The following is a 24,184-nucleotide window of genomic DNA, read 5'->3' as shown; positions in this document are numbered from 1 at the left end:
AAAAAGCATACAGCCCCTTGGAAATAGGCGTATGCCAAAGTGCGCAATTATCATTATAACGAAATCGCCCCTGCTCTGTCTAATCTAGCATGAGGGATAAATTTATAAAAACCTTCTCTCCCTTCTATACTGCATAGGGGTGCTTCCAGTTCCTTCTTGAACCATTTACAGAAGACTTGCACGCTACCTATGGACAGCATTTCCGCAATCCCGGTAGACGAGAGATTCGTTTGCTCCAAGTGGCATTTCGCCTTTTCCAGCTTTAAACGCTGAAAATAAGCAAATGGCGCTTCCCCGAATTTGTCTTTGAACAGCCATGTTCTATAGCATTTTTGAAAAAGCGCCGTTTCCGCATCCACGCAACATCGGAAGATTAATGCTTCCACATCCCGAAGCCCAAGTCACGCCATCACACCAGGATTTCCTCCACATTTAGGGAACACCAAAAACATGGACCTACTGGATCCCCTTAAGCGACACGAGATGTTCTGACCTTTCATAGCTACACCGTCCACAAGTCACTGCCGAATCATCACCACGGACGTATTCGTCTTTCGGGAAATTTCCGGTATCAGCCTATATCCGAACCGATCAGCGAAGCATCGCTAATGCCTCACGGGCCATATTCTTGGGAGCAATTGTACGAAGGCTGGAATCATAAGCTGGAAAAATAAACAATTTACCTTCACACCAATCGATGAATGTATTAGATGGCAGAAGGAAAAGATTTGTTAAGCGAAGCTAAACGACAAAACACGCTTATCCAAATTAAATCCCTCCGTAAGGATCAATTTAGATAAACGTGTAGTTAGTTCTACAGATTAACGGAGTAAATACGCTAATTTCTGTCGTAAACACCCGCTACGCCAAGGTGGATGTATTTACCCTATTCCCCTAAAGCTCACAATCAGACAAAATCCGCTGCCAGCTTCTCAAACTCCTCGCGGGAAAGCTTGATATCCTGGTTCGCCAGCCCTTGCTCCTGGAAGCCGCTGATCAGATTCTCATAGGAGCGACGCTTCGTGTCCTGATAAATCAGGCCGGTCACAAGGCCATTCGTTTCCATGACCTTCGTCATGGCAGCGAGGCGGTTAGACGAATCGTAGCCTTCTCCAGCCTCTCCATCCAGGTTGACGATATTTTCCTTGAACCAGTCATAGGTATTGACCTTGTTGAAGGTGACGCAAGGGCTGAACACGTTGATCAGCGAGAAACCTTCATGTTTGATGCCGGCTTCAATCAGTGCAGTCAGCTGTTTCAGGTCGCTGGAGAACGACTGTGCGATGAATGTTGCGCCGGCCGACAGAGCGATCTCAAGCGGCGAAAGAACGGACTCGATCGAACCTTCCGGTGTCGACTTAGTCTTGAAGCCCTCCGCGCTGCGAGGCGATGTCTGGCCCTTCGTCAAGCCATAAATCTGGTTGTCCATGACGATGTAAGTGACATTGACGTTGCGGCGGATCGCATGCACGGTATGGCCCATGCCGATAGCGAAGCCGTCTCCGTCGCCGCCGGACGCGATGACAGTCAGCTCGCGGTTAGCCAGCTTGACGCCTTGCGCAATCGGAAGCGCCCGGCCGTGAATGCCATGCAGTCCGTATGCATTGATATAACCCGAGATACGTCCCGAGCAGCCGATGCCGGATATGACGGCGAGCTGCTCCGGCTCCAAGCCGACGTTTGCCGCAGCGCGTTGGATGGCAGCCTGGATGGAGAAATCTCCGCAGCCCGGGCACCAGTTCGGTTTGACGTTATTGCGGAATTCTTTAAATGTGGCCAACTTTGCTCATCTCCTTCGACGCTTCGTAAACTTCGGACGGCAGGAACGGGTTACCGTCATATTTGAGCAGGTTGCGGATCTTGTCCGCGAAGCCGCAATGCAGTTTGATTTGCGAGGCCAGCTGGGCCGTCGCATTATTTTCGAGTACGATGACCGTCTCAGCAGCGTCCAGATAAGGCTTCAGCGACTCGGTCGGGAACGGATGGATCTGACGCACCTGGATATGCCCTGTCCTCATGCCGCCCTGCTCCAGACGCACACGCGCCTCGTCGATCGTGCCTCCGGTGGAGCCCATGCCGATGATCAGCACTTCGGGCTTCTCATGCGGCACATCAACACGAATCGCTTCCGGAATGAGCAGGTTATTGAGCTTGCCAAGCCTTTTGTCCATCATCTGTTTGCGGTTCAAAGCATTCTCCGACGGGCGGCCGGTTTCGTCATGCTCGACGCCAGTCACATGATGGAGGCCACCTTTGTCGCCTGGAATCGAACGTGGAGATACGCCGTCCTCTGTCAGTTCATAACGCTTAAACAGTACATTCGGCTCTAGCTCAGGCAGCTCACGCTGCAGCTTACCACGACGAATTTCGATGCGGTCGTAGTCCAGCTTCTCGCAGCTCTGCTTGCCGAGTGACAGCTGCAAATCGGTCATAATGATGACCGGCACCTGATATTCCTCAGCAATGTTGAACGCCTCGATCGTGTCATAGAAGCAGTCCTCGATGCTGGCCGGAGCGATGACAACCTTTGGAATCTCGCCATGCGTTCCGTAGACCATCGCATTAAGGTCGGATTGCTCCTGTTTTGTAGGCAGGCCGGTCGATGGGCCTCCACGCTGTGTATCAACGATGACGAGCGGCTGCTCGGTCATACCGGCAAGTCCGATTGCTTCCATCATCAGGGACAGACCAGGGCCAGCCGAAGCGGTCATCGTACGAACGCCAGCATAGTTGGCGCCGATTGCCATGGTCACGGCAGCGATCTCGTCCTCGGTTTGGACAACTGTGCCGCCGAGCTTCGGAAGCTTCTTGATCAGATACTCCATGATCTCCGATGCTGGCGTAATTGGATAAGCGCTCATCAAGCGGCAGCCTGCCGCAACCGTACCGAGGCCAATCGCCTCGTTGCCGATCATGAACATCTTCTGCTTGCCATCAGCAGGCTCAAGCGCGAACTCTTCCAGTGGTCCGCCCGCTTGCTCAAGCACGAATTCAGCTCCGCGCTTGACAGCCTCGACGTTTTTCTCAACGATTGCCGGGCCTTTGCGACCGAATTCTTCCTCTACGGCCTGGTTGAACACTTCGATCGGCAAACCGAGCAATGCCCAGGAAGCGCCAGAGGCAACCATATTTTTCATAAGAGAAGTGCCTAGTTCCTCGGCAATAGCTGTAATCGGAACCGCGAACAAACGAGCGTCGCTGCCTTCAGGCAGAACAGGTTTGAACTTGGCATCCGCAACGACTACCCCACCCGGACGGAGCTCAGGCGCATTCAAGTCAATACTCTCCTGATCAAACGCGACCAGAATATCCAGATCGTCCGAGATAGCCCGGATTGGCTGTGTGCTGATACGAATCTTATTATTGGTATGGCCGCCTTTAATCCTCGAAGAAAAATGGCGATATCCGTAAAGATAATATCCGAGACGGTTAAGGGCCGTGGAGAAGATGCGGTCTGTACTTTCTACGCCTTCTCCCTGCTGGCCTCCGATTTTCCAAGACAACTGACTAATCACGATAAATCCAACTCCTCATCTGCTATGAGAACTCATTCACAATCTCCATAAATTTTATGCCTGCACTAAGAAAAATGCAAGGAATTCTCGGATATTCGCGCATACGGGAATCGTATGAAACCTATAACAGAAACTGATAAGCGCTAGATAGCGGCTCAGCTATCCGTAAAAACCCTTTATTCAGGGAGGTTTTTGGATAAAAATCTCAGCGCATTCTCGTTCAGCAGCTTCTCTGCGAAGCTCGTTCCGTAAGCGCTCACGATCATTTCCCTCAGATTTCCGACTTCTCCCGCATGGCGCAAACCGTTGACATGAAGCTCAATGCCATCGAAGTCCGATCCCAGCATCAGATGGTTCTCCCCTCCGAGAGAGCAGATATGTTCAATATGGGGCAGTAGATCCTTCACGTAGGCCTCTTTGCGATCCGTTACAAAATAAGGCACATAGGTCAAACCGATCCGGCCATCCAGCGCAATCAAGGCGCGTATCTGATCGTCCGTTAGGTTGCGATGATGCGGGCAAATAGCCCGCGCATTGGAATGGGAAGCGATTAGCGGCCGCTCGGTAAGCTCGACCAGCTCCCAAAACGCCGTATCCGTCAGATGAGACACATCAAGCAGCAACCCTAGCTCTTTGCTAATCCTCACCAGTTCCCTGCCTTTGGCTGTCAGCCCGCCCTGTCTCGGCTCCAGCACGCCGTCTGCCGCCCAATTGGCATAATTCCAAGTCAGCCCAAGAATACGGACGCCGAGCTCATATACGTTGCGCAGCAGCGCCCAGTCGCCTTCCAGGCCGTCTGCACCTTCCAGCGTCAGCAGCGCTGCAATTTTCCCTTGTGCCACAGCACGCTCCAAATCGCTTTTACTTCGAACCATCTCATACTCCGGACAGCTCAGGATTTTTTCCCGGAACAGGTCGATGCTGCGGAGCAACGGATATATAGTCTTTGGCTTGGACTCCGTGAGGTAGATGGCATATGCCTGCAGCATATAGTTTCCAGCTAACTGGCGATCAAGCGTAACATCGAGGCTGTTATCGGCCGGATTCGCTGATGAGTCGAGCGGATTGAGCTCCGGAGAGTAGAGCAGCTTGCCCAGCACATCACAATGGAAATCGGCTATTTTGCCGGGACGGGCGGATGCGTTCGTCATCCTATTCAGCCTCCTGTATGTGGCGGTTGCTCCCGAAACGAGTCAGTCTTCTCAAGAGCCCTCAACCTTACGATATGCCGATAACGTTCATGAAAACGCAAAAAAACCTGCTTACGCGGTAAACAGGTCGTTGCATGCTGGATATTAAATTTTATCGCGGTTCTACGATGAGCTTGATGGCCGTTCTGTTCTCACCATCAATGACAATGTCTGTGAAAGCCGGGATGCAAATAAGGTCCACGCCACTAGGCGCTACGAATCCTCTTGCAATGGCTACGGCCTTGATAGCTTGATTCAATGCGCCTGCCCCGATAGCTTGCAGCTCGGCCGTCCCACGTTCCCTGAGAACCCCGGCTAGTGCCCCTGCTACGGAATTTGGATTGGACTTTGCGGAAACTTTTAAAACTTCCATGTAAAGTACCTCCTCAGGAATAGGTGGCATGACACTATATCCATAACCTATTCGAGAGTGGACAAAAAATTCCTTCTTACTTGCTGGCAATTATGCTCTCAGCACTCGTCAGGTTTAGTGGAGCCGGATTTCATGTTCTATTAGGACAGTGGAGCTGAGCTTCGTGCTACCCTTCGGCTCCATCAGCTCATGTTAAAACATGGCTAGCGAAGTCTCGGTCAGCCTGATCTTTTCAAGGCGCAGCGACCGGCCAGAAGCCTCATCCAGCGTGGCCATGACGCCGTGCAGATGCCAATCCCCTTCCGCTACGACGAATCTGGCGGGCAGCCCGGTCAAAAACTTGTGCAGCACCGCGTCCTGCTCCATGCCAAGAATGCCATTCATCGGTCCCGTCATCCCTACATCCGTCAAGAATGCAGTTCCCTCCGGCAAAATCCGGTCATCATTCGTTTGAACATGTGTATGTGTACCGACAACGATGGAAGCCCGCCCGTCCAGGTACCAGCCCATCGCGATTTTCTCGGAAGTTGCTTCCGCGTGAAAATCGACCAGCACACAGTTTGTCTCTTTATTCAGCCGTTCCAGATGCGCATCGGCCGTACGGAATGGACAATCATTGGGCGGAAGAAATGTTCTTCCCTGAAGGTTAAGAATACCCAACTTTTTGCTGCCAACCTTGATTACACTTGAGCCGATTCCAGGAGCTTCACTGGAAAAGTTAGCTGGACGGACCAGCCGTGGCTCATCATCTATCCATTCGAATATATCTTTATTGTCCCAGGTGTGGTTTCCCATCGTAATGCCGTTTACGCCCCAATCAAAAAACTCCTTGGCGATCGCTGCTGTAATACCACGGCCGGCTGCGGCATTTTCACCGTTAACAATAATAACATCGGGATTGTACTTGCCCCTCAGTGCGGGTAGTGCCTTGCGCAGAGCCAAGCGGCCGACATTGCCAACAATGTCTCCGATAAACATCACTTTCATGAGTAAACGTCCTCCTGAATGACAAAATCCCGCTCCTGCAGGAGCGGGATCTGCCTTGCTTGCTTGTTACTTGGCGTATTCGATCGCGCGAGTCTCCCGAATAACCGTGACCTTAATATGTCCCGGATAGTCGAGCTCCCCTTCGATCTTCTTCGTGATGTCTCGAGCAAGACGGAATGCTTCCGTGTCATCGACTTTCTCCGGCTGAACCATGACGCGTACTTCGCGTCCAGCTTGGATAGCATAGGATTTCTCTACGCCGTCAAACGATTCCGAAATCGCCTCGAGCTTCTCCAGACGCTTGATATAGGTCTCAAGCGTCTCTCTGCGAGCGCCAGGTCGAGCCGCGGACAAAGCGTCTGCTGCGCCGACGAGCATAGCGATAACCGAAGTCGCCTCGCAATCGCCATGATGGGAGGCGATGCTGTTGATGACAACAGGATGCTCTTTGTACTTGCGGGCCAGTTCAACGCCGATCTCGACATGGGAACCCTCAACCTCATGGTCAAGCGCCTTGCCGATATCATGCAGCAGACCAGCACGCTTGGCAAGCGTAATATCCTCGCCGAGCTCTGCCGCCATCAGTCCAGTCAGATAAGCAACCTCCATCGAGTGCTTTAGCACGTTCTGGCCATAGCTTGTCCGATACTTCAGGCGACCCAAAATTTTGATGAGATCCGGATGAATTGCGTGCACGCCCACCTCGAAGGTGGCTTGCTCGCCATACTCGCGTATTCTCTCGTCCACCTCGCGGCGGGATTTCTCGACCATCTCTTCGATTCGAGCGGGATGGATACGACCGTCGGCGACCAGCTTCTCCAGTGCCGTACGGGCGATCTCGCGGCGAATCGGATCGAATCCGGACAAGATGACCGCTTCCGGGGTATCGTCGATGATCAAGTCGATGCCGGTGAGAGTCTCCAGAGCACGGATGTTGCGGCCTTCACGACCGATGATCCGTCCCTTCATCTCTTCGTTCGGCAGCGTGACGACAGATACAGTCGTCTCAGCTACGTGGTCAGCTGCACAGCGCTGGATCGCAAGGGAAATGATATTGCGGGCTTTTTTGTCCGCTTCTTCCTTGGCTCGCTGCTCCAGCTCCTTGATCATCTGAGCTGTTTCGTGGCGAACCTCCTGCTCCACATTCGTGAAGATAATGGTCTTCGCGTCCTCTGTAGTAAGCCCGGAGATCCGTTCAAGCTCGCTCTGCTGCTGCCTGTAGATCGAATCAATTTGCTCCTGCGTTTCCTCGATTCGTTTCTCCTTGTTGGCTACCAATTCTTCTTTGCGTTCGAGTGCTTCTAATTTCTTGTCCAATGACTCCTCTTTTTGCAGCAAACGTCTTTCGAGACGTTGATTCTCATTACGTCTCTCCCGAATGTCCTTGTCCGCTTCAGAACGGAGTTTATGGATTTCGTCTTTCGCTTCCAGCACCGTTTCCTTCTTCAGCGCATCCGCTTCTTTTTTCGCCTGTTCGACGATTTGAACGGCGGCCTGCTCCGCACTGGAAATCTTAGCCTCGGCAATCGACTTTCGGACGAAGTAACCTATCCCAAAGGAAATCGCGCCAACAACGAGAACGATCAAGATCGACCAAATGGGGCTCATCTTGTTCACCTCCTCGTTGCATTCACCAAGGCATTAGCCGGGAATGATATTCAATTGTTGCCATTCGGTTCCATACCGTAACAAGTGTAGAATGGAGACAAAAAACCCGAAACCATTTACGGAAAGAAAGGCATCTCTAATCATAGTGATGCTCTATTATTGTAGCTTTACGCAATTTCAATTGTCAAGCCAGGCTCCCTCTTCCAATTCATCATCTCGAGATTCGGAAACTTGACGTACCGTGTCGCGTACAAGATCCCCTTGAAAGCCTCTTCGCAGCAGAAATCCGGTGAGCTTCATCCTCCGCTGTCTGTCCTCGCCTTTCAGACTGCGCCACTTCTTCTCTGCTGCCTTGAGCGCGGCTTCGCGCTCGTCCTTCTCACTGAGCGCTTCTACGGTCTGGCCTGCAGTTTCCTTAGCGATGCCTCGCTGTTCCAGCTCTTGGCGAATCAGGCGACGTCCCTTCTGGTTACTGCGCATCCGCTGCGTGGCGAACATTCGAGCGTAGTCCCCATCGTCAACTACGCGCTCCTGTTGAAGCCGCTCGATGGCGTAGCGGATGTCCGCTTCCTCATACTCCTTGCGCTTGAGGTAAGCAGTCATTTCTTTGGAAGTACGCATCTTGAACCCGGCATAATAAACGGCTGACGCATAGGCTCGGTAGCGCCCGTTCTCGGCCGCAATTGCCTCCATTGCCTTCGGTTCAATCAAGCTCCCTTTCAACAAGCGGTATTTGACGAGAATGTCTTCGTGGAGCAACAACTCCGGCTCTTCCTGTTCGTCTAAATAAATCCTATAGTAAGAGCGTCTCTTGGGATCCTGCTCCACTCTAGTAATCTGGCGCTCTTCCTCCATAATAATGTTCCTCCTTCCTGACTCACTGGCTTAAGAATAGGGCTGAAATGTTGCAAAAAAAGCATCCCTGACCGAAATCAGAGATGCTTCCTATCTATCCTATCCAGTCTAAAAAACTTAAACGTCGAGTTCCAGTTCCTCGAGCTCATCTTCCTCGTCTTTGGAAGCAACGATGCCAGCAGCAGCGGCGGCATCCAGATTATGAGCCTCGCGAATCTTAATCTCGATCGCGCCAGCGATATGCTCGTTATCCTTCAGGAACTGCTTAGCGTTCTCGCGGCCTTGGCCCAAACGATCGCCATTGTAGCTGAACCAGGCGCCGCTCTTCTGTACAATATCCTTCTCCACGCCGATATCCACGATGCTGCCATAACGGGAAATACCTTCACCGTACATGATGTCGACCTCTGCCTGGCGGAACGGAGGCGCTACCTTGTTCTTAACAACCTTGATACGAGTCCGGTTCCCTACAACATCAGTACCATGCTTGATGCTCTCAATCCGGCGTACGTCGAGGCGCACACTGCTGTAGAACTTCAGCGCACGACCGCCAGGCGTCGTCTCTGGATTACCAAACATGACGCCGACCTTCTCGCGAAGCTGATTGATAAAGATCGCCATCGTCTTGGACTTGCTGATCGCGCCGGAGAGCTTGCGAAGCGCCTGTGACATAAGACGTGCTTGCAGGCCGACGTGAGTGTCGCCCATCTCGCCTTCGATCTCCGCCTTCGGCACCAGAGCTGCTACCGAGTCAATGACAACGATATCAACCGCGTTGCTGCGCACGAGCGCTTCGGCAATCTCAAGCGCCTGCTCGCCTGTGTCCGGCTGAGAGAGCAGCAGTTCATCAATGTTAACGCCAAGCTTGCGGGCGTAAAGAGGATCAAGTGCATGTTCCGCATCGATGAAGGCAGCTTGTCCGCCTGTACGCTGCACCTCTGCAATCGCATGGAGGGCAACCGTCGTTTTACCGGAGGATTCCGGTCCGTATACTTCAATAATCCGGCCGCGAGGGAAACCGCCGATGCCAAGAGCAATATCTAATGCGAGAGAACCGCTGGACACCGTCTCAACGGCCAGATGAGTCGACTCGCCTAACTTCATGATGGAACCTTTTCCGAATTGTTTCTCGATTTGGCGAAGCGCCATATCTAAAGCTGCGCGGCGATCTGACAAGAGATCCACATCCTTCATTCATCGATTTATAATTCTATATTAGTCTACTTCTAGTCGTTTGCCAAGCTTTTTTTCGAACATACATTCGCTTTTTTTGATGTGCGGCCTCCCCCTCATCCAAGGCTGCCGCTCCACAAACAGAAAAAGAACCGCAGCTTGTCCAACTCGCTGCGGTTCTTCCGTCAACTACTTCTATTGTACTTCAATGGCCTCCTCGCAGCAACAGGCGAGCTTGCAGGGCTATAAGCTGGACCACCAAGAATCCAAAAGCATCAGAGAGCTTTCAGCTTCAACCAGAGTTGGTACAGAGCATATTTGGCTGCACGGATACGCACGGTATCCCGATTGCCTCCGACGTTAATTGTGAACACATCAGCTTCGCCGTCCTTGCGAGCAATGCCAAGATGCACAAGCCCGACCGGCTTGCCCTCCGTCGTGCCCGGACCGGCGACGCCGGTTACGGACACGCCCCAATCGCTTCCCGTCGTCTCAGCGACGCGACGGGCCATCAGAGCCGCCGTGGACTCGCTGACCGCTCCTGGTGCGCCAGGGCCTTCCAGCTGTTCAAGCGGAATGCCAAGCAGCCGATTCTTCATCGTATTCGTATAGGTGACGATACCGCCGAGGAACTCCCCGCTGCTGCCAGGCACGCCCGTAATAAGCTCAGCCAGCAAACCTCCGGTGCAGCTTTCGGCTACGCTCACCCTCATCCTGCGGCTCCGCAGCAGGCGCAGCACCGCCTCCTCGAGCGAAATATCCTCTTCGGCATAAATATAATCACCGAGCCGGGAGCGAATCTGCTGTGCTGTATCCTCGATCTTCGCCAAAGCGGCAGCCTCGTCAGCCGACTTGCTGGAGATGCGCAGCGCGACCTCGCCTTCCTTGGCATAAGGAGCGATAGTAGGGTCACTTTGAGCCTCGATCAGATCGATGAGCTCATGCTCCAGCTTTGATTCCCCAATACCGGCGAAACGCAAAATCCGGGAATGCAGGGGCGCTCCTGCGCCGAGCTCGGACAATAGCCAGCGACTAGCCGGCCCTTCGAACATCGGCATCATTTCCTTAGGCGGGCCCGGGAGCAGCACATAGCGCGTGCCATCTTGCTCAAGAGCATTGCCGACCGCCAGTCCGGCTGTATTTTCCAGCGGTATACTCCCCTCGATCCAGTTCGCCTGCCTGCGGTTGCTCTCCACCATATGGCTTCCACGCGAAGCAAAAAGCTCCTCCATCACCTTCATGGTCGGCTCATGCAAAGTCATCTTGCGCCCCAAATAGTCCGCCAGCACATCCTTCGTCAAATCGTCCATAGTAGGTCCCAGTCCGCCAGTGAACAGCAGCACATCAGCTCGCGAGCGCGCGATGTCAATCGCTTGCCGGATACGAGCCGAATTGTCTCCAACAACCGTCTGGAAGTACACATCAATGCCGATAGCTGCCAGCCCTTGTGACAGATACCGCGCGTTCGTATTAACTATTTGACCCAACAGAAGTTCGGTTCCTACAGCGATAATTTCAGCTTTCACTCTGATCCTCTCCTGTTCGGAAGTGTCCCACTACCGTTAATAGGTAACATTCACCAAAGTGCAGACAAGGCCCTCATCCCGGTTGGAAAGAGAGCCCTGTTTGCTATTCTACGGGTATTAAATTGCGGTTCTTCACGAAGTAGTCGATGCCGGACCAAATCGTAATCAGTGCTGCGGCCCAACTCATAATAAGATCCATTGGGATGTCGAGAAACGCGAATGGAAAATTATTCAGCAGCAGCACGATGATCATAGCGATCTGAACACCGGTTTTCCACTTGCCCCATGTGCTCGCGGCCAAAACTGAACCTTCCAGCAGAGCAACCTGACGAAGGCCAGTTACGGCAAACTCCCGGCTGATAATGATGATCGCGATGAGCGCGCTGAGCTTGTCCATCTCTACTAAAGAGATAAGAACCGCTGCTACAAGCAGCTTATCCGCCAGCGGATCGAGCAGCTTGCCCAGATTCGTGACCATCTTGTTTTTACGGGCCAAGTATCCGTCCAAACCGTCGGTGCTAGCCGCAATAATGAAGATCAGCGCCGCAACTATTTGCGTGTATGTAAGCTCAAAATCCTCAAACTTGACCACTCCAAAATCGAGACGGATCAATAAAAAAAACAGGATAACAGGCACTAAAAAGATGCGCGCAAGCGTAATCTTGTTGGCCAGGTTCACGCGGTTCCCCTCCCTGACTTATCAAACTTCACAAGTATAATCGAACCGGAAGCGGCGTGTCAAAGCCAGGCTCCGCAGCCAACTTAACGGTAGTTCGTGAATTGCAGCTCCAGCTCTAGATTGGCACCACGGAGCATGGAGATGACCGCTTGCAGGTCGTCCCGGCTCTTAGCCGTAACACGAATCTGATCGCCCTGAATCTGGCTTTTGACCTTCAGCTTGGAATCGCGAATCAGTGTATTGATTTTCTTCGATTCATCCTGGCCAATTCCCTGCTTCAGCTTGATGCGCTGGCGCACAGTTCCCATCGAGGCGGGCTCAATTTTGCCGAAGTCCATATTTTTGATCGGCACATTACGCTTAATCATCTTGGTCTGGAGAATGTCGATTACGCTCTTGAGCTTATAATCGTCATCCGAATGGACGACAAGCTCCTCTTTCTCCAGCTTGATGCTGCTTTTGCTGCCCTTAAAATCAAAGCGGGTCTCAATTTCACGCTCCGCTTGAACGATCGCATTGTTAAGTTCCTGCAGATCTACTTTGGATACAATATCAAACGAACTTTCCGAACTCATGTTTAGTTCCTCCTTGCTTTTGATTCCTTACATTATAAAACATCCCATACTGAAAGTATAACTCCTCAACCATCGCTTGCAAACGGCGCAAGGAAAAGGGCGCCCCCGTCATCATTCCATGACGTTTGGGACACCCTGTATGATCCTTGAGTTAATTCCCGGACTCCGAATTATCGGTCTCTTGTTGCTCACCATCTGTTGTCTCGGCGCCGTTTGTAGTCTCGGCACCATCTGCAGGCTCGAACTGGATTCTCTTCGGTCCTGGACGGTCGCCATCTTCAAGTACAGTGCCGTCGATGATGATCTCCGTATTATCCGCGCGGCCCGTATTCATGTAAATGATCGAATCGAGCGGAATTTCAAGCGTCTCTCCCGATTCCGCGGACTTGTTATGGAGCAGTTCGCCATCTCGCCCGCCCTTACGGACTTCAATCCACGCTCCGCCGGAGAACTTGATTTGCATCGTAGGTTGACCCGTCACTTTATAATGATCCGTACTGCCGGATTTGCGATCGAATTCAACCGCTCCGCTAGGCGGTGTTGGACTTGGCGACGGAGAAGGACTGGTCGATGGGCCTGGTGTTCCTGTTCCTGGACCCGGAGAAGCTGCTCCAGGCAAGTTGGAAGGTCCCGGGGTTGCTGTTGTGAATGGCGTGTTATCGGTCTGGTCAGCAGTCTTGTTATTGTCATCACGAATGACGAACATCCATAACAAAAATACGATCAGTCCAAGAAAAGCCCACATCAGAACTGAAAAGCCCAGTCTTCCGAAGCGCTCTGACGTCGACCGCGACGTAGATGCCTTGCGGGGAGGCTGTGGCGCAGCTGTCGGCTCCGTAGAAGTCGCTTGGGGAGCGGACGGAAGCTCGTTTTTGTAGTAGCCCAAAACCTCTTCCGCATTGAGGCCTACCGCCTCTGCGTAATTCTTAACGAATGCCCGAGCGTAAAAGCTGCCTGGCAATGCGCTGTAGTTGCCTTCTTCAATTGCTACAAGATAATGTTTGCGGATCTTGGTCATCTCCTGCAGCTCATCCAGAGATAGACCCATCTCCTCCCTGGCGGTCCTCAGGGTTTGGCCCAATTCAGACATGGTTGGCACGGCCTCCTTTCATTTTAAAAATCGTTATAATTAACCGTGAAGGAATCATACGAAATCTCTTCATCCGGCGTATTACGAAGCTCAATAATCGTTGTAAAAGTGCTGTAGTCATAATTAGATTCGCGGATAAAAATATCTGGATGCTCAATCACTTTAGTGGACGGCATCTCCATGATCTCCTGAAGCAGCGCGTGATGTCGCTCGTTGGAGCGGATCGTGCTGACGATCCCGTCAATAATAAAAATATTGTCTGGATTCATCTCTTCACTCGACAGCTGAGAGCGAACGGTCTGACGCAGCAGCGTAGAGGAAACAAATGCCCATCGCTTATTAGAACAGACGCTTCCGGCGATAATCGACTCGGTCTTGCCAACGCGAGGCATTCCCCGCAATCCAATCACCTGATTGCCGTCGCGCTTGAAAATCTCACCGAGGAAGTCGACCAGTAAACCTAGCTCGTCCCTTGTGAAACGAAACGTTTTGCGATCGTCGGAGTCGCGTTCGATATAACGACCATGCCGGACAGCAAGGCGGTCGACCAGACTTGGTGGACGAAGCTTATTGACCGTTATATTTTCGACTTTCTGCAGCATTTTGCCCAGAATTTCGATTTTCTCATCATCATTCGTCTGAAGCAGCATGCCTCGGGTCCGATCCTCGACACCGTTAATCGTAATAATATTGACATTGAGCATTCCAAGCAGCGAGGCGATATCCCCAAGTAACCCCGGGCGGTTTTTATGTATTTTGTATTCCATATACCACTGTTTAGACTCCATTAATCACACCGTCCCGAGTAGAAAGGCTTCGCTAAAAGCCTCCATTATAAGCCTACATTCTACATGATTCGCTAAATTTCCGCAATGCGCACGCTCGTTCTCTGTCTCAAAAACTCCCCCTATGTTCACGTACAGAAAAGCTCCCGTGACCGGGAGCTTTCCGACGTGAAGCCGATCATTAACGATGGTGGACAAGCTTAATCATAAGCCTGGCAATCGTTTTACGCTCATTCTCGTCCCCGACATCCCAAATTTCCTTGAGCACACGCTGCTCTTCGTTTTTCGGATCAACCTTCTCGTCGAGGAACGAACCGATCTCATAAGCCAGGTTGCCAATTGCTTCTTCGCTCAGACCGAGCTTTTTGCCCTGTTCAAGTCGCTCTGAGAGGAATTCCTTCCACGAATCAAAGTTCGAAAGTACAGTAGACATGCTTGGTCGCCTCCTTAAAGTCGTTGAGAAACTCAACGAAATTATTGTGCGCGTAGAGGGCATCGGCTATACGACGAATGAAGCTGGCAAATGGTTTCAGCAAGCAATCTCAAGTAATCCAGCCGCCATTAGGGCTGATGACCTGGCCCGTAATGTAAGACGATTCCGGCAGCGACAAGAAATAGACGAGCGAGGCAATCTCATCTGGCTGACCGAGTCGCCCGGCCGGAATGTCCTCCTCCAGCTGTTTAAGCTCCTGAGGCTCGAATCCGCCGAGCATTTCCGTATTTACGGCTCCAGGCGCCACTGCATTGACCGTCACGCCGGACGGAGCGAGCTCCTTGGCTAGCGCCTTTGTGAACGCATTTACTCCGCCTTTGGTCGCGGAATAAACCACCTCGCAAGCAGCGCCGGAAATGCCCCATACCGAAGAAATATTAATAATTCGGCCCCAGCGAGAACGGATCATCTCCGGCATGAACAGTTGTGTGCACAGAAATACGCCTTTCAAATTGACGGCTACCACATCATCCCAATCCATGTCGGTGACATCAGAGAGAAGGCCATAATGCGCAATGCCTGCGTTATTGACCAAAATATCCGGCAACAGCCCGGCAGACTGCAGCTTCTCCTTCATCCTCTCCAGGCTGTCCCTGGAGCGCAGATCGGCACTTACGGTCATTATCTGACCGCTTCCAAGCGTCAGGCATTCTCGAGCAGTCTCGTTGGCCTGCTCATGCGAGTTCAAATAATGGATGACAACGTTCATACCTTCCGCGGCAAAACGCCTTGCAATAGCGGCGCCGATGCCGCGGCTTCCCCCGGTAATGAGCACGTTCATTTCATGAAGCGGCTTCAGGACGCCGGAACTTCCTGCTGCGAAGTTGGGTTCACGACAGAAACGGCGAGCTGAGCAAAGTCAAAATGCTCTTTTAGACGTGCGTTTACTTCTTCCAGCGTAATGCTTTCGATAGCAGGAAGGAGCTCAAACAGATCTTGGCCACGGAACTTATAACGTGTGAACTCACTGGCAATAGACTCCGGGGAATTGAGCATGCGCAAATAGTTGCCAATACGTTTTTTCTTGATGCGCTCAAAAGAGACGGCGTCCAATCCTGATTCCAGCAAACTGCTTATATTTTGCTTAATGCGATTTACCAGCTCATCAGGGTCATTCGTATCACCGCCGATGATCGAGAAGCCGTAATCGCTGCTGCAGTTGTACTCATAGCCGAAGGAATCCGAGATCAGATTGTCATCATACAGACTTTGATACAGCGGTGAGCTCGAACCAAGCAGCGTCTCCAGCATTAGCTTGGTTGTTACATCGCGGCGCAGGAGAGCGGCGCTATCCAGACCGTTGCTTTTTTCCTTAAAGCCAAAAAGGCATTTAGGTTGGGACACTTGCAACGAGATCGATTTGTTGGCCGTGCGGACACCTGTTGGTTCCTTATCGAAAAAGCGTTCGATTGGACCCATATCCGGGAATGTTTTTGCCGACTGGTTCTCGCGCACAAGCTCCATAATCCGCTCCTTGTCAATGCCGCCAACGATGAACAGCAACATATTCGACGGATGATAGAAGGCTTCGTAGCAGCGATAAAGCATTTCCTTGTCAATCTGATAAATCGACTCCACCGTACCGGCAATGTCGATATGCACGGGATGGACTAGATACAGAGCCTCGATCAGGCCGTAATAAACACGCCAGTCAGGGTTATCGCTATACATATTAATTTCCTGAGCGATAATGCCCTTCTCTTTGTCAACATTCTGATCGGTAAAGTAAGGATGCTGGACAAAATCGATAAGCGTGCTCAAGTTAGCTTCAATTTGCTCGGTAGCCGAGAACAGATACACCGTCCGATCGAAACTTGTGAACGCGTTCGCCGATGCCCCTTGAGAAGCAAAGGTGGCGAAAATGTCGCCTGTTGGCTCCTCGAACATTTTGTGCTCCAGAAAATGGGCAATTCCGTCCGGTACACGTGCCAGCGGCTGGTCGCCGATGCGGAAATGGTTATCGACAGACCCATAGCGGGTCGAGAACGTTGCATATGTTTTTTGGAAGCCGTCTTTAGGAAGCAGATACACGCTCAGCCCGTTCGGAAGCTGCTCGTAATACAGCGTCTCCTCTACACCTGGATAATGAAGCTTCTGCATATCGGTTATGCCTCCTTCCTGTCGCGCAAAAAGTACACCGTATCCAGCTTGACGCTCTCCGCCACCTGGACGATCTGCTCCGGCGTTACTGCATTGACCTCGTCAAGCAGCTCCTGCGCGGAACGTCTACGGCCCGAAAGCACACTGTTGAAATCATAGGCGATCATCTCGTAAGCCGAATCCTGCAGCTCGCGCAACGAATTCATCAGCATCGCCTTCGTCTGACTCAGCTCAAGCTCCGACAACTGTCCTTGGCGCATACTTTCGAGTTGTTCCTTGATGATGACAACCGCCTTCTCGTAATTGCCAACTTCGATGCCGGATTGAATCGTAAGTAATCCTTTGTGGCCATCCAAGCGAGAGGATGCGTAATAGGCTAGGCTCTCCTTCTCCCGTACATTCATGAACAGCTTGGAATGCGGGAACCCGCCTAAAATCCCATTGTACATAAGCGAAGCTGCGTACAGATCATCACTATAGGCAATGCCGGTACGCAGGCCTAGATTCAGCTTGCCTTGCGCCACATCCAGCTTCTCCACAACGGTTTTGACCTCACCCTGTTGCTGGCGGATGTCTGCCGAGCTATAATCCGCTGTGCCTCCGGCAGGCAGCCGGAAAGACGCCTCTGCCAGCGCTTGCACCTCTTCCAAAGTGGTATCACCAACCACATATAAATCCAACACAGACTCGGCCAGCCATGTCTGATAAGAAGCGTACAGCGATTCTGGCGTCAAACCAGGCAGATCTTCCAGACGACCGAGTGCATGCAGTCGATAAGGCTCGCCCTCGCACATAATTTCCAAACAGCGCTCGGCAGCATACCGGATTTTATCGTTGATGATGCTCTCAAGCTTTTTGGTCAGCGTGCGCTTCTCGCTCTCGACATACTTAGCGCGGAAAGCTCCATTCTCCATCGCCGGGGCGGTTACCGCTTCCCCTAAAAACTTCATGGAGCGTGCGAGCAGCGGCTCTGTACCGCTAACGAAACGATCATTAATTACATCCATACGGAACTGCACAATCTGAGCGTTGCTCCTCTTGTACACATCAAAGCCGAAACCTGCTCCGTACATATTGTCCAGTTGCTCGCGAAAAGCGATCGTCTCGGGAGCTGATGCCGTACCCCGGCGAAGCACGAACGGGTTCAGCGCAGTGCTTGTAACGGTAGATTCCTGCAGAGGAATGCCAGCAAAAAGGGAGATCGCAAAGGTTTTGAACCGCTTGGTCGGCAGCACATGCAGTCGAATGCGGCCAGTGGTTGCTTGCTGAAACGCCATATAGTTAAACTCCTCCCGCCTTCAGGATAGTTGATTGAAATCTATTCCAAGCTGCTTGCTGTCATTCCATTCTATCCCAATCCCGGCATGCCCCGCAAACAGAAGAAGCAACCGGGAGGAGCTGCTTCCTCTCGGCTGCTTCCGCTGCCAGCTTGCTGATCCGACATGCTTGTGCGCGCCGTTAGGCGTTATCCTCACATGCAGAAAATATGCTTGCCGATCCGCTTAATTTGTGTCCGGGACCAGATCCACTTCGAGGTGGCCGTGTCCGGATTGAAATAATACAGGGCTTCGTCTGAGGGGTCCCACCCATTAATCGCGTCCTCGACTGCTCGTTTAGCTTTATCATTTGGCGTGAGCCAGATTTGACCGTCCGCAACTGCGGTGAAAGCTAGCCTCTGGAAAATAACGCCGGTGATCGAATTCGGGAATTCTGGTGATTGGAGCCGGTTCAAAATAACGGCGGCAACTGCAACCTGTCCCTCGTATGGCTCGCCCCTAGCCTCACCATAAACGGCATTGGCCATAATTTTAATGTCATTGGCGGAAAGCCCTAGCTTGTTGGACTTGTCAACATTCGAGCCTGCGCCTGTGTTGCCACCGCTTGTTTTACCGGCAGCACCTGGAGCTGAGCTCTTAGACTCGCCGCCAGGTACGTCAGCTGCGGTAGGCTTCCAGCTTTTTGTGGCCTCCCAAAGCTTAAGCTTCGTTTTGCCCCCAACAACACCATCCGATTTCATACCGAACTTCCATTGGAACCAGGTAACGGCTTTTTTCGTTTTGGCATCGAAATTCCCGTCGATTTTACCATCGTAATAGCCTAGAAACCGCAGCCGTCCTTGCAGCTCTACGACATCTTTACCGGACGAACCTTGCTGGATAACGGCTTTACTGAACGTTTCGGCGGATTTAGCCGGCCAGCCTTCCTTCAACGTGTACAGGCTGAGCAAAAGAAGCATGGCTGCGACCGTCATGACGATTAAACGCATTTTTTTCATGGGGATCTGCCTTTCTGCTACGGGATGTTTAACCGTCCCTAGTATGAGAAAGGCAGGTCCCTTCTATGCATGTTTTTGGTTCGCCTGGAATTGGTCGAGCGTCATCAGCACCTCGCGAGGCTTGCTGCCCTCGTAAGGACCGACGATTCCGCGCGCTTCAAGCTGGTCGATGAGTCGAGCCGCTCTTGTATAGCCAACGCGCATACGACGTTGCAGCAGCGAGACGGAAGCTTGGCGCGCCTCTACAACAATCTGCATCGCCTGATCGAACAGCTCGTCCACATCATCCCCTTGGTTGGACCCCCCGTTTTCGTCAAGCTCAGGCACCAAGTCTTCCTTGTACTCTGCCTCGCCCTGGGAGCGTGCATATTCAACGATAGCTTCGACCTCGTTGTCCGAGAGGAAAGCTCCCTGTACACGAATCGGCTTGGACATGCCAACTGGCAGGAACAGCATATCTCCACGGCCTAGCAGCTTCTCTGCTCCTACCATGTCGAGGATGGTGCGGGAATCCACTTGCGAAGATACCCCAAAGGCAATCCGTGATGGAATATTGGCCTTGATGACGCCTGTGATGACGTCAACCGAAGGACGCTGTGTAGCGATGATTAAATGGATGCCCGCGGCACGGGCCATTTGCGCCAGCCTCGTAATGGAATCCTCTACATCCTTGGCCGCGACCATCATCAAGTCGGCGAGCTCATCAACAATGACGACGATATACGGAAGTACCGCAGCAGGATTGTCTTTCATCAAGCTGTTGTAGCCCTCGATATTACGGGTACCTGACTTAGAGAACTGCTCGTAACGCTTTTCCATCTCCACGACAATCTTCTTGAGCGCAAGAGATGCCCGGCGTGGATCAGTCACAACTGGAGCGAGCAGATGCGGGATACCATTGTACATATTCAGCTCAACCATCTTGGGGTCAATCATCAAGAACTTAACCTCATCCGGCGCAGCTTTGTACAAAATACTCGTAATGATGCCGTTGATGCACACCGACTTGCCGGAGCCGGTGGCGCCAGCAACGAGCAGATGGGGCATTTTGGCCAGATTTCCGACAATCGACTGTCCCGCTATATCTCTACCGAAGGCAATCGACAGCTTGGAGGATGCGCTGGCAAAAGTAGGCGTCTCCATTACCTCACGCATCGTAACTATAGCCACTTCAGCATTCGGCACCTCGATGCCGATAGCCGACTTGCCTGGAATCGGCGCCTCCATCCGAATATCCTTGGCAGCCAGAGCAAGTGCAATGTCATCGGTCAAGCTGACGATTCGACTAACCTTAACCCCGGTAGCAGGTTGAACCTCATAACGTGTTACAGCCGGTCCTGGTACAACATCAAGCACTTTGGCGCGCACGCCGAAGCTCTCAAGCGTCGCTTCCAGCTTACGTCGCGAATCGTTGTTGATATCGATGAGATCTCCGCTTCTTGAAGAAACAACAGGTTTCGCGAGCAGCGAAAGCGAGGGCAGCCGATAGGGCTTGGCCGACTTGACAGGCGGATGCGAAGCTTCGCTATCCCCATCAGGTCCAGCCAACGCCTCGGACTGCTCAGCCGGATGAATTCTCACTGGAGCTACCGGAAACTCCTCTTGATCGTCCGCGTTTCCAGCATCGAACGTCTCCATTTCTCTATCATCCATTTGGCTGGATTCAGAGATAGTAGGCCCGCTCCCGGAAGACAGCTTGGAACCTGAGGAAGCAATTGGGCCCGATGCATCCTCCCAGTCTTCTCCCTCCTCATCCTCCCAAGGCGCGGGCTGGGACTGCCCCATGGGCTCAGCTGTGTTACGCCCTCGCAGGCTAACCACAGGTGCCTTGCGGGACTTACTTGCCCCCTGGCGAAGCGCAGATTCCTCCATGGCCCAGTCGCTGTCATCGGCGTTGTTGTCTTCTTGCTCTTCCTTATCTTCCTGGGCAGCTTTACTTCCCCATGAGAAGAACAAAGAGCGGCCTTTGGCTGGTGCCGGAGTTACAATCGTGCTGCCATAATCATCATCATGCCCATCCCCGTTCAAGCCGTAAGACAGGTGGTCCGAACCGGCGGAGGCTGTAGCTGCAGTAATCTCTCCTTTTTTCGATGGAAGCTTGGGAGCCCTGGGCTTGCGCGGACGGGCTGAAGCTTTGGCATGAAGAAGTTTTGCGAGATTCGTTGTCCGCGTTCGAATCGCACGCCCAATATCGACATAGGATTTCCCTGTAATGAGCATGGCCGATATCGCGAACATGACGATTAATAATAGCTTGGAGCCAAAATACCCAAAGAGCGTATACAGCAGCGCATATTGCATCGCGCCCAAATAACCCCCGCTGACAGATTGCTGCACAGGACTACCTGGATTGTCAGGCGTACCGCTCGTTAACAAGCCTTCCCTGATATCTTGTCCCAGCTGCGCCAAGATGGCCGAGCCGCTCATAATATCTGCGGGAGCCAGCTTACGATCAATCTCCCCGATCGAGCTCATCAACGTCATAGCCATAATCAGCAACAGAAAACCCGTTCTCCGATAAGTCCAGCCCGTCGGCCACAAACGCAGGATCATAACATACAGACCAACTGCAATGCCGATCACAGCCAGCACAAAATGAAACTTGCCCAAAACGAGTGCGAAGAGCTTGGTCAGCGACCTGCCAACCGTAGCCTCGCCTGACAAGGCGATCACGGACACCGTTATGAGCAAGATTCCATAGACTTCATATTTTAAGTTTTCTCCAAACGTGCGTCTTTTACGCCGCCTTTTCTTGGGCAATTCTCTCACCTCTGGTTCAGTATTATACCATAGGTGGGGAAATGTTCCTATCCGAGAGCTATCACAGCTCCCGGCTCAAAGCGCGGGTCCAAGTAGCTCTCCAGCGGCCCGTCCAAAATACGCACAACTTTGCCTCGACCAGGTGAGATCGGCTCCAGCTGCACCAGAACGCCTTCGATGCGCCGTTCAACCCAAGGCTCGCGTTCGAGATTGACTCCATCAAGCACAAGTTCAAGCGGTACCACCGTATAAAGCGTCATTGAGTCAAACCTCCCTCCGGAGTAACTGGAGTTGTTAGCGGAGGAGCGATTTCCGTTGCTGTAATTGCAAACGGCTGAATGGGGCTGTCATCCCTTACCGGTTTACGTTGCTGAATGAGTTCGTTCAGTGCACGGAGCGCGTGGCCGAGCCCACCTACCTCATCGATAAGCCCATGCTTAACGGCGTCCTCTCCAATTACCGTTGTGCCGATATCTCGAGTCAACTCGCCGGTTTTGAACATAAGCTCCTTGAACTTCTCCTCTTTAACGTTGGAGTGGGATGTGACGAAGCGAACGACTCTCTCCTGCATCTTTTCCAAATACTCAAATGTTTGCGGCACTCCTATGACGAGACCGTTCATGCGAATGGGATGAATCGTCATCGTCGCTGACTGTGCAATGAACGAGCGATTGCCCGACACCGCTATCGGAACACCGATAGAGTGGCCGCCACCCAAAACGAGCGTAACGGTAGGCTTGCTAAGCGAGCTTATCATCTCTGCAATGGCGAGTCCCGCCTCCACATCTCCTCCGACCGTGTTGAGCACGATAAGAATGCCTTCAATCTTGTTCGTCTGCTCCGCCGCCACCAGCTGCGGTATCAGATGTTCATACTTAGTCGTTTTATTTTGCGGAGGCAGCACCATATGCCCCTCTACTTGCCCGATGATCGTCATGCAAAAAATATTGGAAGGATCCGCGGGCGGAGTTCCCATCTGTCCAAGCTGCTGGATCGCTTCCAGCTTCGTCTTTTCAATTCCGCCCGCAGGTTCAGCCACTTCGGAGCGTACGCCAGTTATTGCCTGATCCACTCTCAACGCCTCCTCATTTCCCAATTAAGCTGCACCAGGTAGTATGAGGAAGGATAACCATTTCCATACCCTTTAGGATCTCAAAATGCGAGGAGACCGATCCATGAGAAACATAACCCCCTTTCTTATGTTTGAAGGCAATGCCGAGGAGGCGATGAATACTTACCTATCATTAATTGAAGATTCAAGCATAACGAGCATAAGCCGCTTCGGACCAGAGGGTCCGGGAGCCGAAGGCACGGTCATACAGGCTTCCTTCACCTTAAAGGGACAGACCTTCATGTGCATCGACAGCCACATCAAACATGAATTCACGTTTACGCCAGCCTTCTCAATCTTCGTTACCTGCGATACAGAAGATGAAGTCAAAGGGCTCTATGATGGACTGTCTGCCGGCGGTAGCGTGTTAATGCCTCTTGGTAACTATGGATTCAGTCGACAATTCGGCTGGATTAACGATACCTTCGGCGTTTCCTGGCAGATCAATCTTCCTTAAAATCTTTAAATCGCCATGACGATCGGCTCCGTTAACTAAGCTCGCTCCCCTCTGCGGAAGCGGGCTTTATTTGTCATATAGAGTTAGCCCGAACGGGCACGTCGTTAGATTCATAAGTTAGTAGAAGGACAAATTAATATTTTAGGAGGTAATTGATATGCTAAAGAAACAAGTAAAACAGACCAAACTCACAAGAGAATCCGTTATTTTGATCCTATTTATACTGATCCTTCTTCTGCTCAAACGAAAGCGGAAATGTTGTTGTTCGGTAGGAGAAACGACGGAGGGCTTTACGGTTTTTAACAACACGACAAATCTCTCTTTGGTAGCCACCTCCTATACGGGGGACTTCCAATCGCCTAAACCACAGTTGAATACGATTGCGGCAGGCGACACTTTTAATTATGAAGTCGTCACGGAGTTCGGTAGTATTGAAGATGGCTCTGCTAAATACAATGTCGTTAACAGCAGTAATCAAGTAGTTGGAACTCTTAGCTGTACATTCCGAAATGGTGCCGGCCTTGGTGCCGCTCCGACTATAAGATTTGTTAAATCTACAGGTCCAATTGATACCAGGGTCAGTAATAACAGAAATTTGATTGTTACCAATCAGAGTTAATTAATGTGGGGGA

24 protein-coding genes are annotated in these 24,184 nt (G+C 51.9%); 3 read left to right on the top strand and 21 right to left on the bottom strand.

Annotated features, from left to right (window positions below; genetic code table 11):
- Nucleotides 1-907: 907 nt before the first annotated feature.
- The 17 genes from CGZ75_RS04975 to yfmF all read right to left on the bottom strand — a co-directional run bounded on the left by CGZ75_RS04975 (nt 908) and on the right by yfmF (nt 18,226).
- On the bottom strand, nt 908-1,780 hold the full coding sequence (locus CGZ75_RS04975) for a 2-oxoacid:ferredoxin oxidoreductase subunit beta (protein ID WP_089523146.1): 873 nt from the start codon (nt 1,778-1,780) through the stop codon (nt 908-910).
- Nucleotides 1,767-3,515, bottom strand: a complete 1,749-nt coding sequence (locus CGZ75_RS04970) for a 2-oxoacid:acceptor oxidoreductase subunit alpha (RefSeq protein ID WP_089523145.1) — start codon at nt 3,513-3,515, stop codon at nt 1,767-1,769. Before CGZ75_RS04970 ends, CGZ75_RS04975 begins: the two co-directional genes overlap by 14 nt.
- Before the next feature lie 176 nt (nt 3,516-3,691).
- Nucleotides 3,692-4,666 (bottom strand): dipeptidase, encoded by a 975-nt coding sequence (locus CGZ75_RS04965; protein WP_089523144.1) that lies wholly within the window; start codon nt 4,664-4,666, stop codon nt 3,692-3,694.
- Nucleotides 4,667-4,817: 151 nt separating this feature from the next.
- The gene (locus tag CGZ75_RS04960) at nt 4,818-5,078 is read right to left on the bottom strand and encodes a stage V sporulation protein S (RefSeq protein ID WP_089523143.1); all 261 of its coding nucleotides are present in this window, start codon (nt 5,076-5,078) and stop codon (nt 4,818-4,820) included.
- A gap of 192 nt (nt 5,079-5,270) precedes the next feature.
- Complete coding sequence (locus CGZ75_RS04955) at nt 5,271-6,065, bottom strand: TIGR00282 family metallophosphoesterase (RefSeq protein WP_089523142.1); 795 nt, start codon at nt 6,063-6,065, stop codon at nt 5,271-5,273.
- A 66-nt stretch (nt 6,066-6,131) separates the two neighbouring features.
- Nucleotides 6,132-7,673, bottom strand: coding sequence for a ribonuclease Y (gene rny, locus CGZ75_RS04950; RefSeq protein WP_089523141.1), 1,542 nt, complete (start codon nt 7,671-7,673; stop codon nt 6,132-6,134).
- Between the two features lie 177 nt (nt 7,674-7,850).
- Complete coding sequence (locus tag CGZ75_RS04945; protein WP_089523140.1) at nt 7,851-8,528, bottom strand: regulatory protein RecX; 678 nt, start codon at nt 8,526-8,528, stop codon at nt 7,851-7,853.
- Nucleotides 8,529-8,645: 117 nt separating this feature from the next.
- A complete protein-coding gene (gene recA, locus CGZ75_RS04940; protein WP_089523139.1) occupies nt 8,646-9,704 on the bottom strand; it encodes a recombinase RecA in 1,059 nt (352 codons plus the stop codon).
- A 272-nt stretch (nt 9,705-9,976) separates the two neighbouring features.
- Nucleotides 9,977-11,227 carry a competence/damage-inducible protein A gene (locus CGZ75_RS04935; protein ID WP_089523138.1) on the bottom strand — a complete coding sequence of 417 codons (1,251 nt, stop codon included), beginning with the start codon at nt 11,225-11,227 and terminating at the stop codon, nt 9,977-9,979.
- A 103-nt stretch (nt 11,228-11,330) separates the two neighbouring features.
- Nucleotides 11,331-11,906, bottom strand: a complete 576-nt coding sequence (gene pgsA, locus CGZ75_RS04930) for a CDP-diacylglycerol--glycerol-3-phosphate 3-phosphatidyltransferase (protein WP_089523137.1) — start codon at nt 11,904-11,906, stop codon at nt 11,331-11,333.
- A gap of 83 nt (nt 11,907-11,989) precedes the next feature.
- Complete coding sequence (locus tag CGZ75_RS04925; RefSeq protein ID WP_089523136.1) at nt 11,990-12,481, bottom strand: YajQ family cyclic di-GMP-binding protein; 492 nt, start codon at nt 12,479-12,481, stop codon at nt 11,990-11,992.
- Nucleotides 12,482-12,632: 151 nt separating this feature from the next.
- On the bottom strand, nt 12,633-13,571 hold the full coding sequence (locus tag CGZ75_RS04920) for a helix-turn-helix domain-containing protein (protein WP_089523135.1): 939 nt from the start codon (nt 13,569-13,571) through the stop codon (nt 12,633-12,635).
- A gap of 23 nt (nt 13,572-13,594) precedes the next feature.
- On the bottom strand, nt 13,595-14,359 hold the full coding sequence (locus CGZ75_RS04915) for a YmfK family protein (protein WP_089523134.1): 765 nt from the start codon (nt 14,357-14,359) through the stop codon (nt 13,595-13,597).
- A gap of 178 nt (nt 14,360-14,537) precedes the next feature.
- Nucleotides 14,538-14,789, bottom strand: a complete 252-nt coding sequence (locus CGZ75_RS04910; RefSeq protein ID WP_089523133.1) for a DUF3243 domain-containing protein — start codon at nt 14,787-14,789, stop codon at nt 14,538-14,540.
- A 109-nt stretch (nt 14,790-14,898) separates the two neighbouring features.
- Nucleotides 14,899-15,630, bottom strand: coding sequence for an elongation factor P 5-aminopentanone reductase (gene ymfI / locus CGZ75_RS04905; RefSeq protein ID WP_089523132.1), 732 nt, complete (start codon nt 15,628-15,630; stop codon nt 14,899-14,901).
- Between the two features lie 14 nt (nt 15,631-15,644).
- Nucleotides 15,645-16,949: an EF-P 5-aminopentanol modification-associated protein YfmH gene (gene yfmH / locus CGZ75_RS04900; RefSeq protein WP_089523131.1), complete on the bottom strand. Its 1,305-nt coding sequence runs from the start codon at nt 16,947-16,949 to the stop codon at nt 15,645-15,647.
- 5 nt (nt 16,950-16,954) lie between these two features.
- Entirely contained in the window at nt 16,955-18,226 is a 1,272-nt protein-coding gene (gene yfmF / locus CGZ75_RS04895) for an EF-P 5-aminopentanol modification-associated protein YfmF (RefSeq protein ID WP_089523130.1), read from the bottom strand.
- A gap of 30 nt (nt 18,227-18,256) precedes the next feature.
- On the opposite strand from yfmF, the gene CGZ75_RS26145 reads away from it, so the two are divergent.
- The gene (locus tag CGZ75_RS26145) at nt 18,257-18,385 is read left to right on the top strand and encodes a hypothetical protein (protein WP_281255096.1); all 129 of its coding nucleotides are present in this window, start codon (nt 18,257-18,259) and stop codon (nt 18,383-18,385) included.
- A gap of 35 nt (nt 18,386-18,420) precedes the next feature.
- On the opposite strand, the gene sleB is transcribed toward CGZ75_RS26145, so the two are convergent.
- The 4 genes from sleB to CGZ75_RS04875 all read right to left on the bottom strand — a co-directional run bounded on the left by sleB (nt 18,421) and on the right by CGZ75_RS04875 (nt 23,023).
- Entirely contained in the window at nt 18,421-19,224 is an 804-nt protein-coding gene (gene sleB / locus CGZ75_RS04890; RefSeq protein ID WP_089523129.1) for a spore cortex-lytic enzyme, read from the bottom strand.
- 63 nt (nt 19,225-19,287) lie between these two features.
- Nucleotides 19,288-21,984, bottom strand: a complete 2,697-nt coding sequence (locus tag CGZ75_RS04885; protein ID WP_089523128.1) for an FtsK/SpoIIIE family DNA translocase — start codon at nt 21,982-21,984, stop codon at nt 19,288-19,290.
- 47 nt (nt 21,985-22,031) lie between these two features.
- The gene (locus CGZ75_RS04880) at nt 22,032-22,244 is read right to left on the bottom strand and encodes a YlzJ-like family protein (RefSeq protein WP_089523127.1); all 213 of its coding nucleotides are present in this window, start codon (nt 22,242-22,244) and stop codon (nt 22,032-22,034) included.
- Entirely contained in the window at nt 22,241-23,023 is a 783-nt protein-coding gene (locus tag CGZ75_RS04875) for a ClpP family protease (protein ID WP_245850808.1), read from the bottom strand. The genes CGZ75_RS04880 and CGZ75_RS04875 overlap by 4 nt, the downstream gene beginning before the upstream one ends.
- Nucleotides 23,024-23,159: 136 nt before the next feature.
- On the opposite strand from CGZ75_RS04875, the gene CGZ75_RS04870 reads away from it, so the two are divergent.
- Entirely contained in the window at nt 23,160-23,552 is a 393-nt protein-coding gene (locus CGZ75_RS04870) for a VOC family protein (protein ID WP_089523126.1), read from the top strand.
- Between the two features lie 157 nt (nt 23,553-23,709).
- Entirely contained in the window at nt 23,710-24,171 is a 462-nt protein-coding gene (locus tag CGZ75_RS04865) for a hypothetical protein (RefSeq protein ID WP_089523125.1), read from the top strand.
- Nucleotides 24,172-24,184 lie beyond the last annotated feature (13 nt).

Source organism: Paenibacillus herberti (assembly GCF_002233675.1).
Classification (GTDB): Bacteria; Bacillota; Bacilli; order Paenibacillales; family Paenibacillaceae; genus Paenibacillus_O; species Paenibacillus_O herberti.
Note: the sequence above shows the minus strand (reverse complement) of the source record. Positions and strands in the feature narration are given on the sequence as shown.

Coding starts and splice junctions, on each gene's coding strand:
- CGZ75_RS04965 (WP_089523144.1), bottom strand. CDS start 4,666: ATGACGAACGCATCCGCCCGTCCCGGCAAAATAGCCGATTTCCATTGT.
- CGZ75_RS04960 (WP_089523143.1), bottom strand. CDS start 5,078: ATGGAAGTTTTAAAAGTTTCCGCAAAGTCCAATCCAAATTCCGTAGCA.
- CGZ75_RS04955 (WP_089523142.1), bottom strand. CDS start 6,065: ATGAAAGTGATGTTTATCGGAGACATTGTTGGCAATGTCGGCCGCTTG.
- rny (WP_089523141.1), bottom strand. CDS start 7,673: ATGAGCCCCATTTGGTCGATCTTGATCGTTCTCGTTGTTGGCGCGATT.
- CGZ75_RS04945 (WP_089523140.1), bottom strand. CDS start 8,528: ATGGAGGAAGAGCGCCAGATTACTAGAGTGGAGCAGGATCCCAAGAGA.
- CGZ75_RS04925 (WP_089523136.1), bottom strand. CDS start 12,481: ATGAGTTCGGAAAGTTCGTTTGATATTGTATCCAAAGTAGATCTGCAG.
- CGZ75_RS04920 (WP_089523135.1), bottom strand. CDS start 13,571: ATGTCTGAATTGGGCCAAACCCTGAGGACCGCCAGGGAGGAGATGGGT.
- CGZ75_RS04915 (WP_089523134.1), bottom strand. CDS start 14,359: ATGGAGTCTAAACAGTGGTATATGGAATACAAAATACATAAAAACCGC.
- CGZ75_RS04910 (WP_089523133.1), bottom strand. CDS start 14,789: ATGTCTACTGTACTTTCGAACTTTGATTCGTGGAAGGAATTCCTCTCA.
- ymfI (WP_089523132.1), bottom strand. CDS start 15,630: ATGAACGTGCTCATTACCGGGGGAAGCCGCGGCATCGGCGCCGCTATT.
- yfmH (WP_089523131.1), bottom strand. CDS start 16,949: ATGCAGAAGCTTCATTATCCAGGTGTAGAGGAGACGCTGTATTACGAG.
- yfmF (WP_089523130.1), bottom strand. CDS start 18,226: ATGGCGTTTCAGCAAGCAACCACTGGCCGCATTCGACTGCATGTGCTG.
- sleB (WP_089523129.1), bottom strand. CDS start 19,224: ATGAAAAAAATGCGTTTAATCGTCATGACGGTCGCAGCCATGCTTCTT.
- CGZ75_RS04880 (WP_089523127.1), bottom strand. CDS start 22,244: ATGACGCTTTATACGGTGGTACCGCTTGAACTTGTGCTTGATGGAGTC.
- CGZ75_RS04870 (WP_089523126.1), top strand. CDS start 23,160: ATGAGAAACATAACCCCCTTTCTTATGTTTGAAGGCAATGCCGAGGAG.
- CGZ75_RS04865 (WP_089523125.1), top strand. CDS start 23,710: ATGCTAAAGAAACAAGTAAAACAGACCAAACTCACAAGAGAATCCGTT.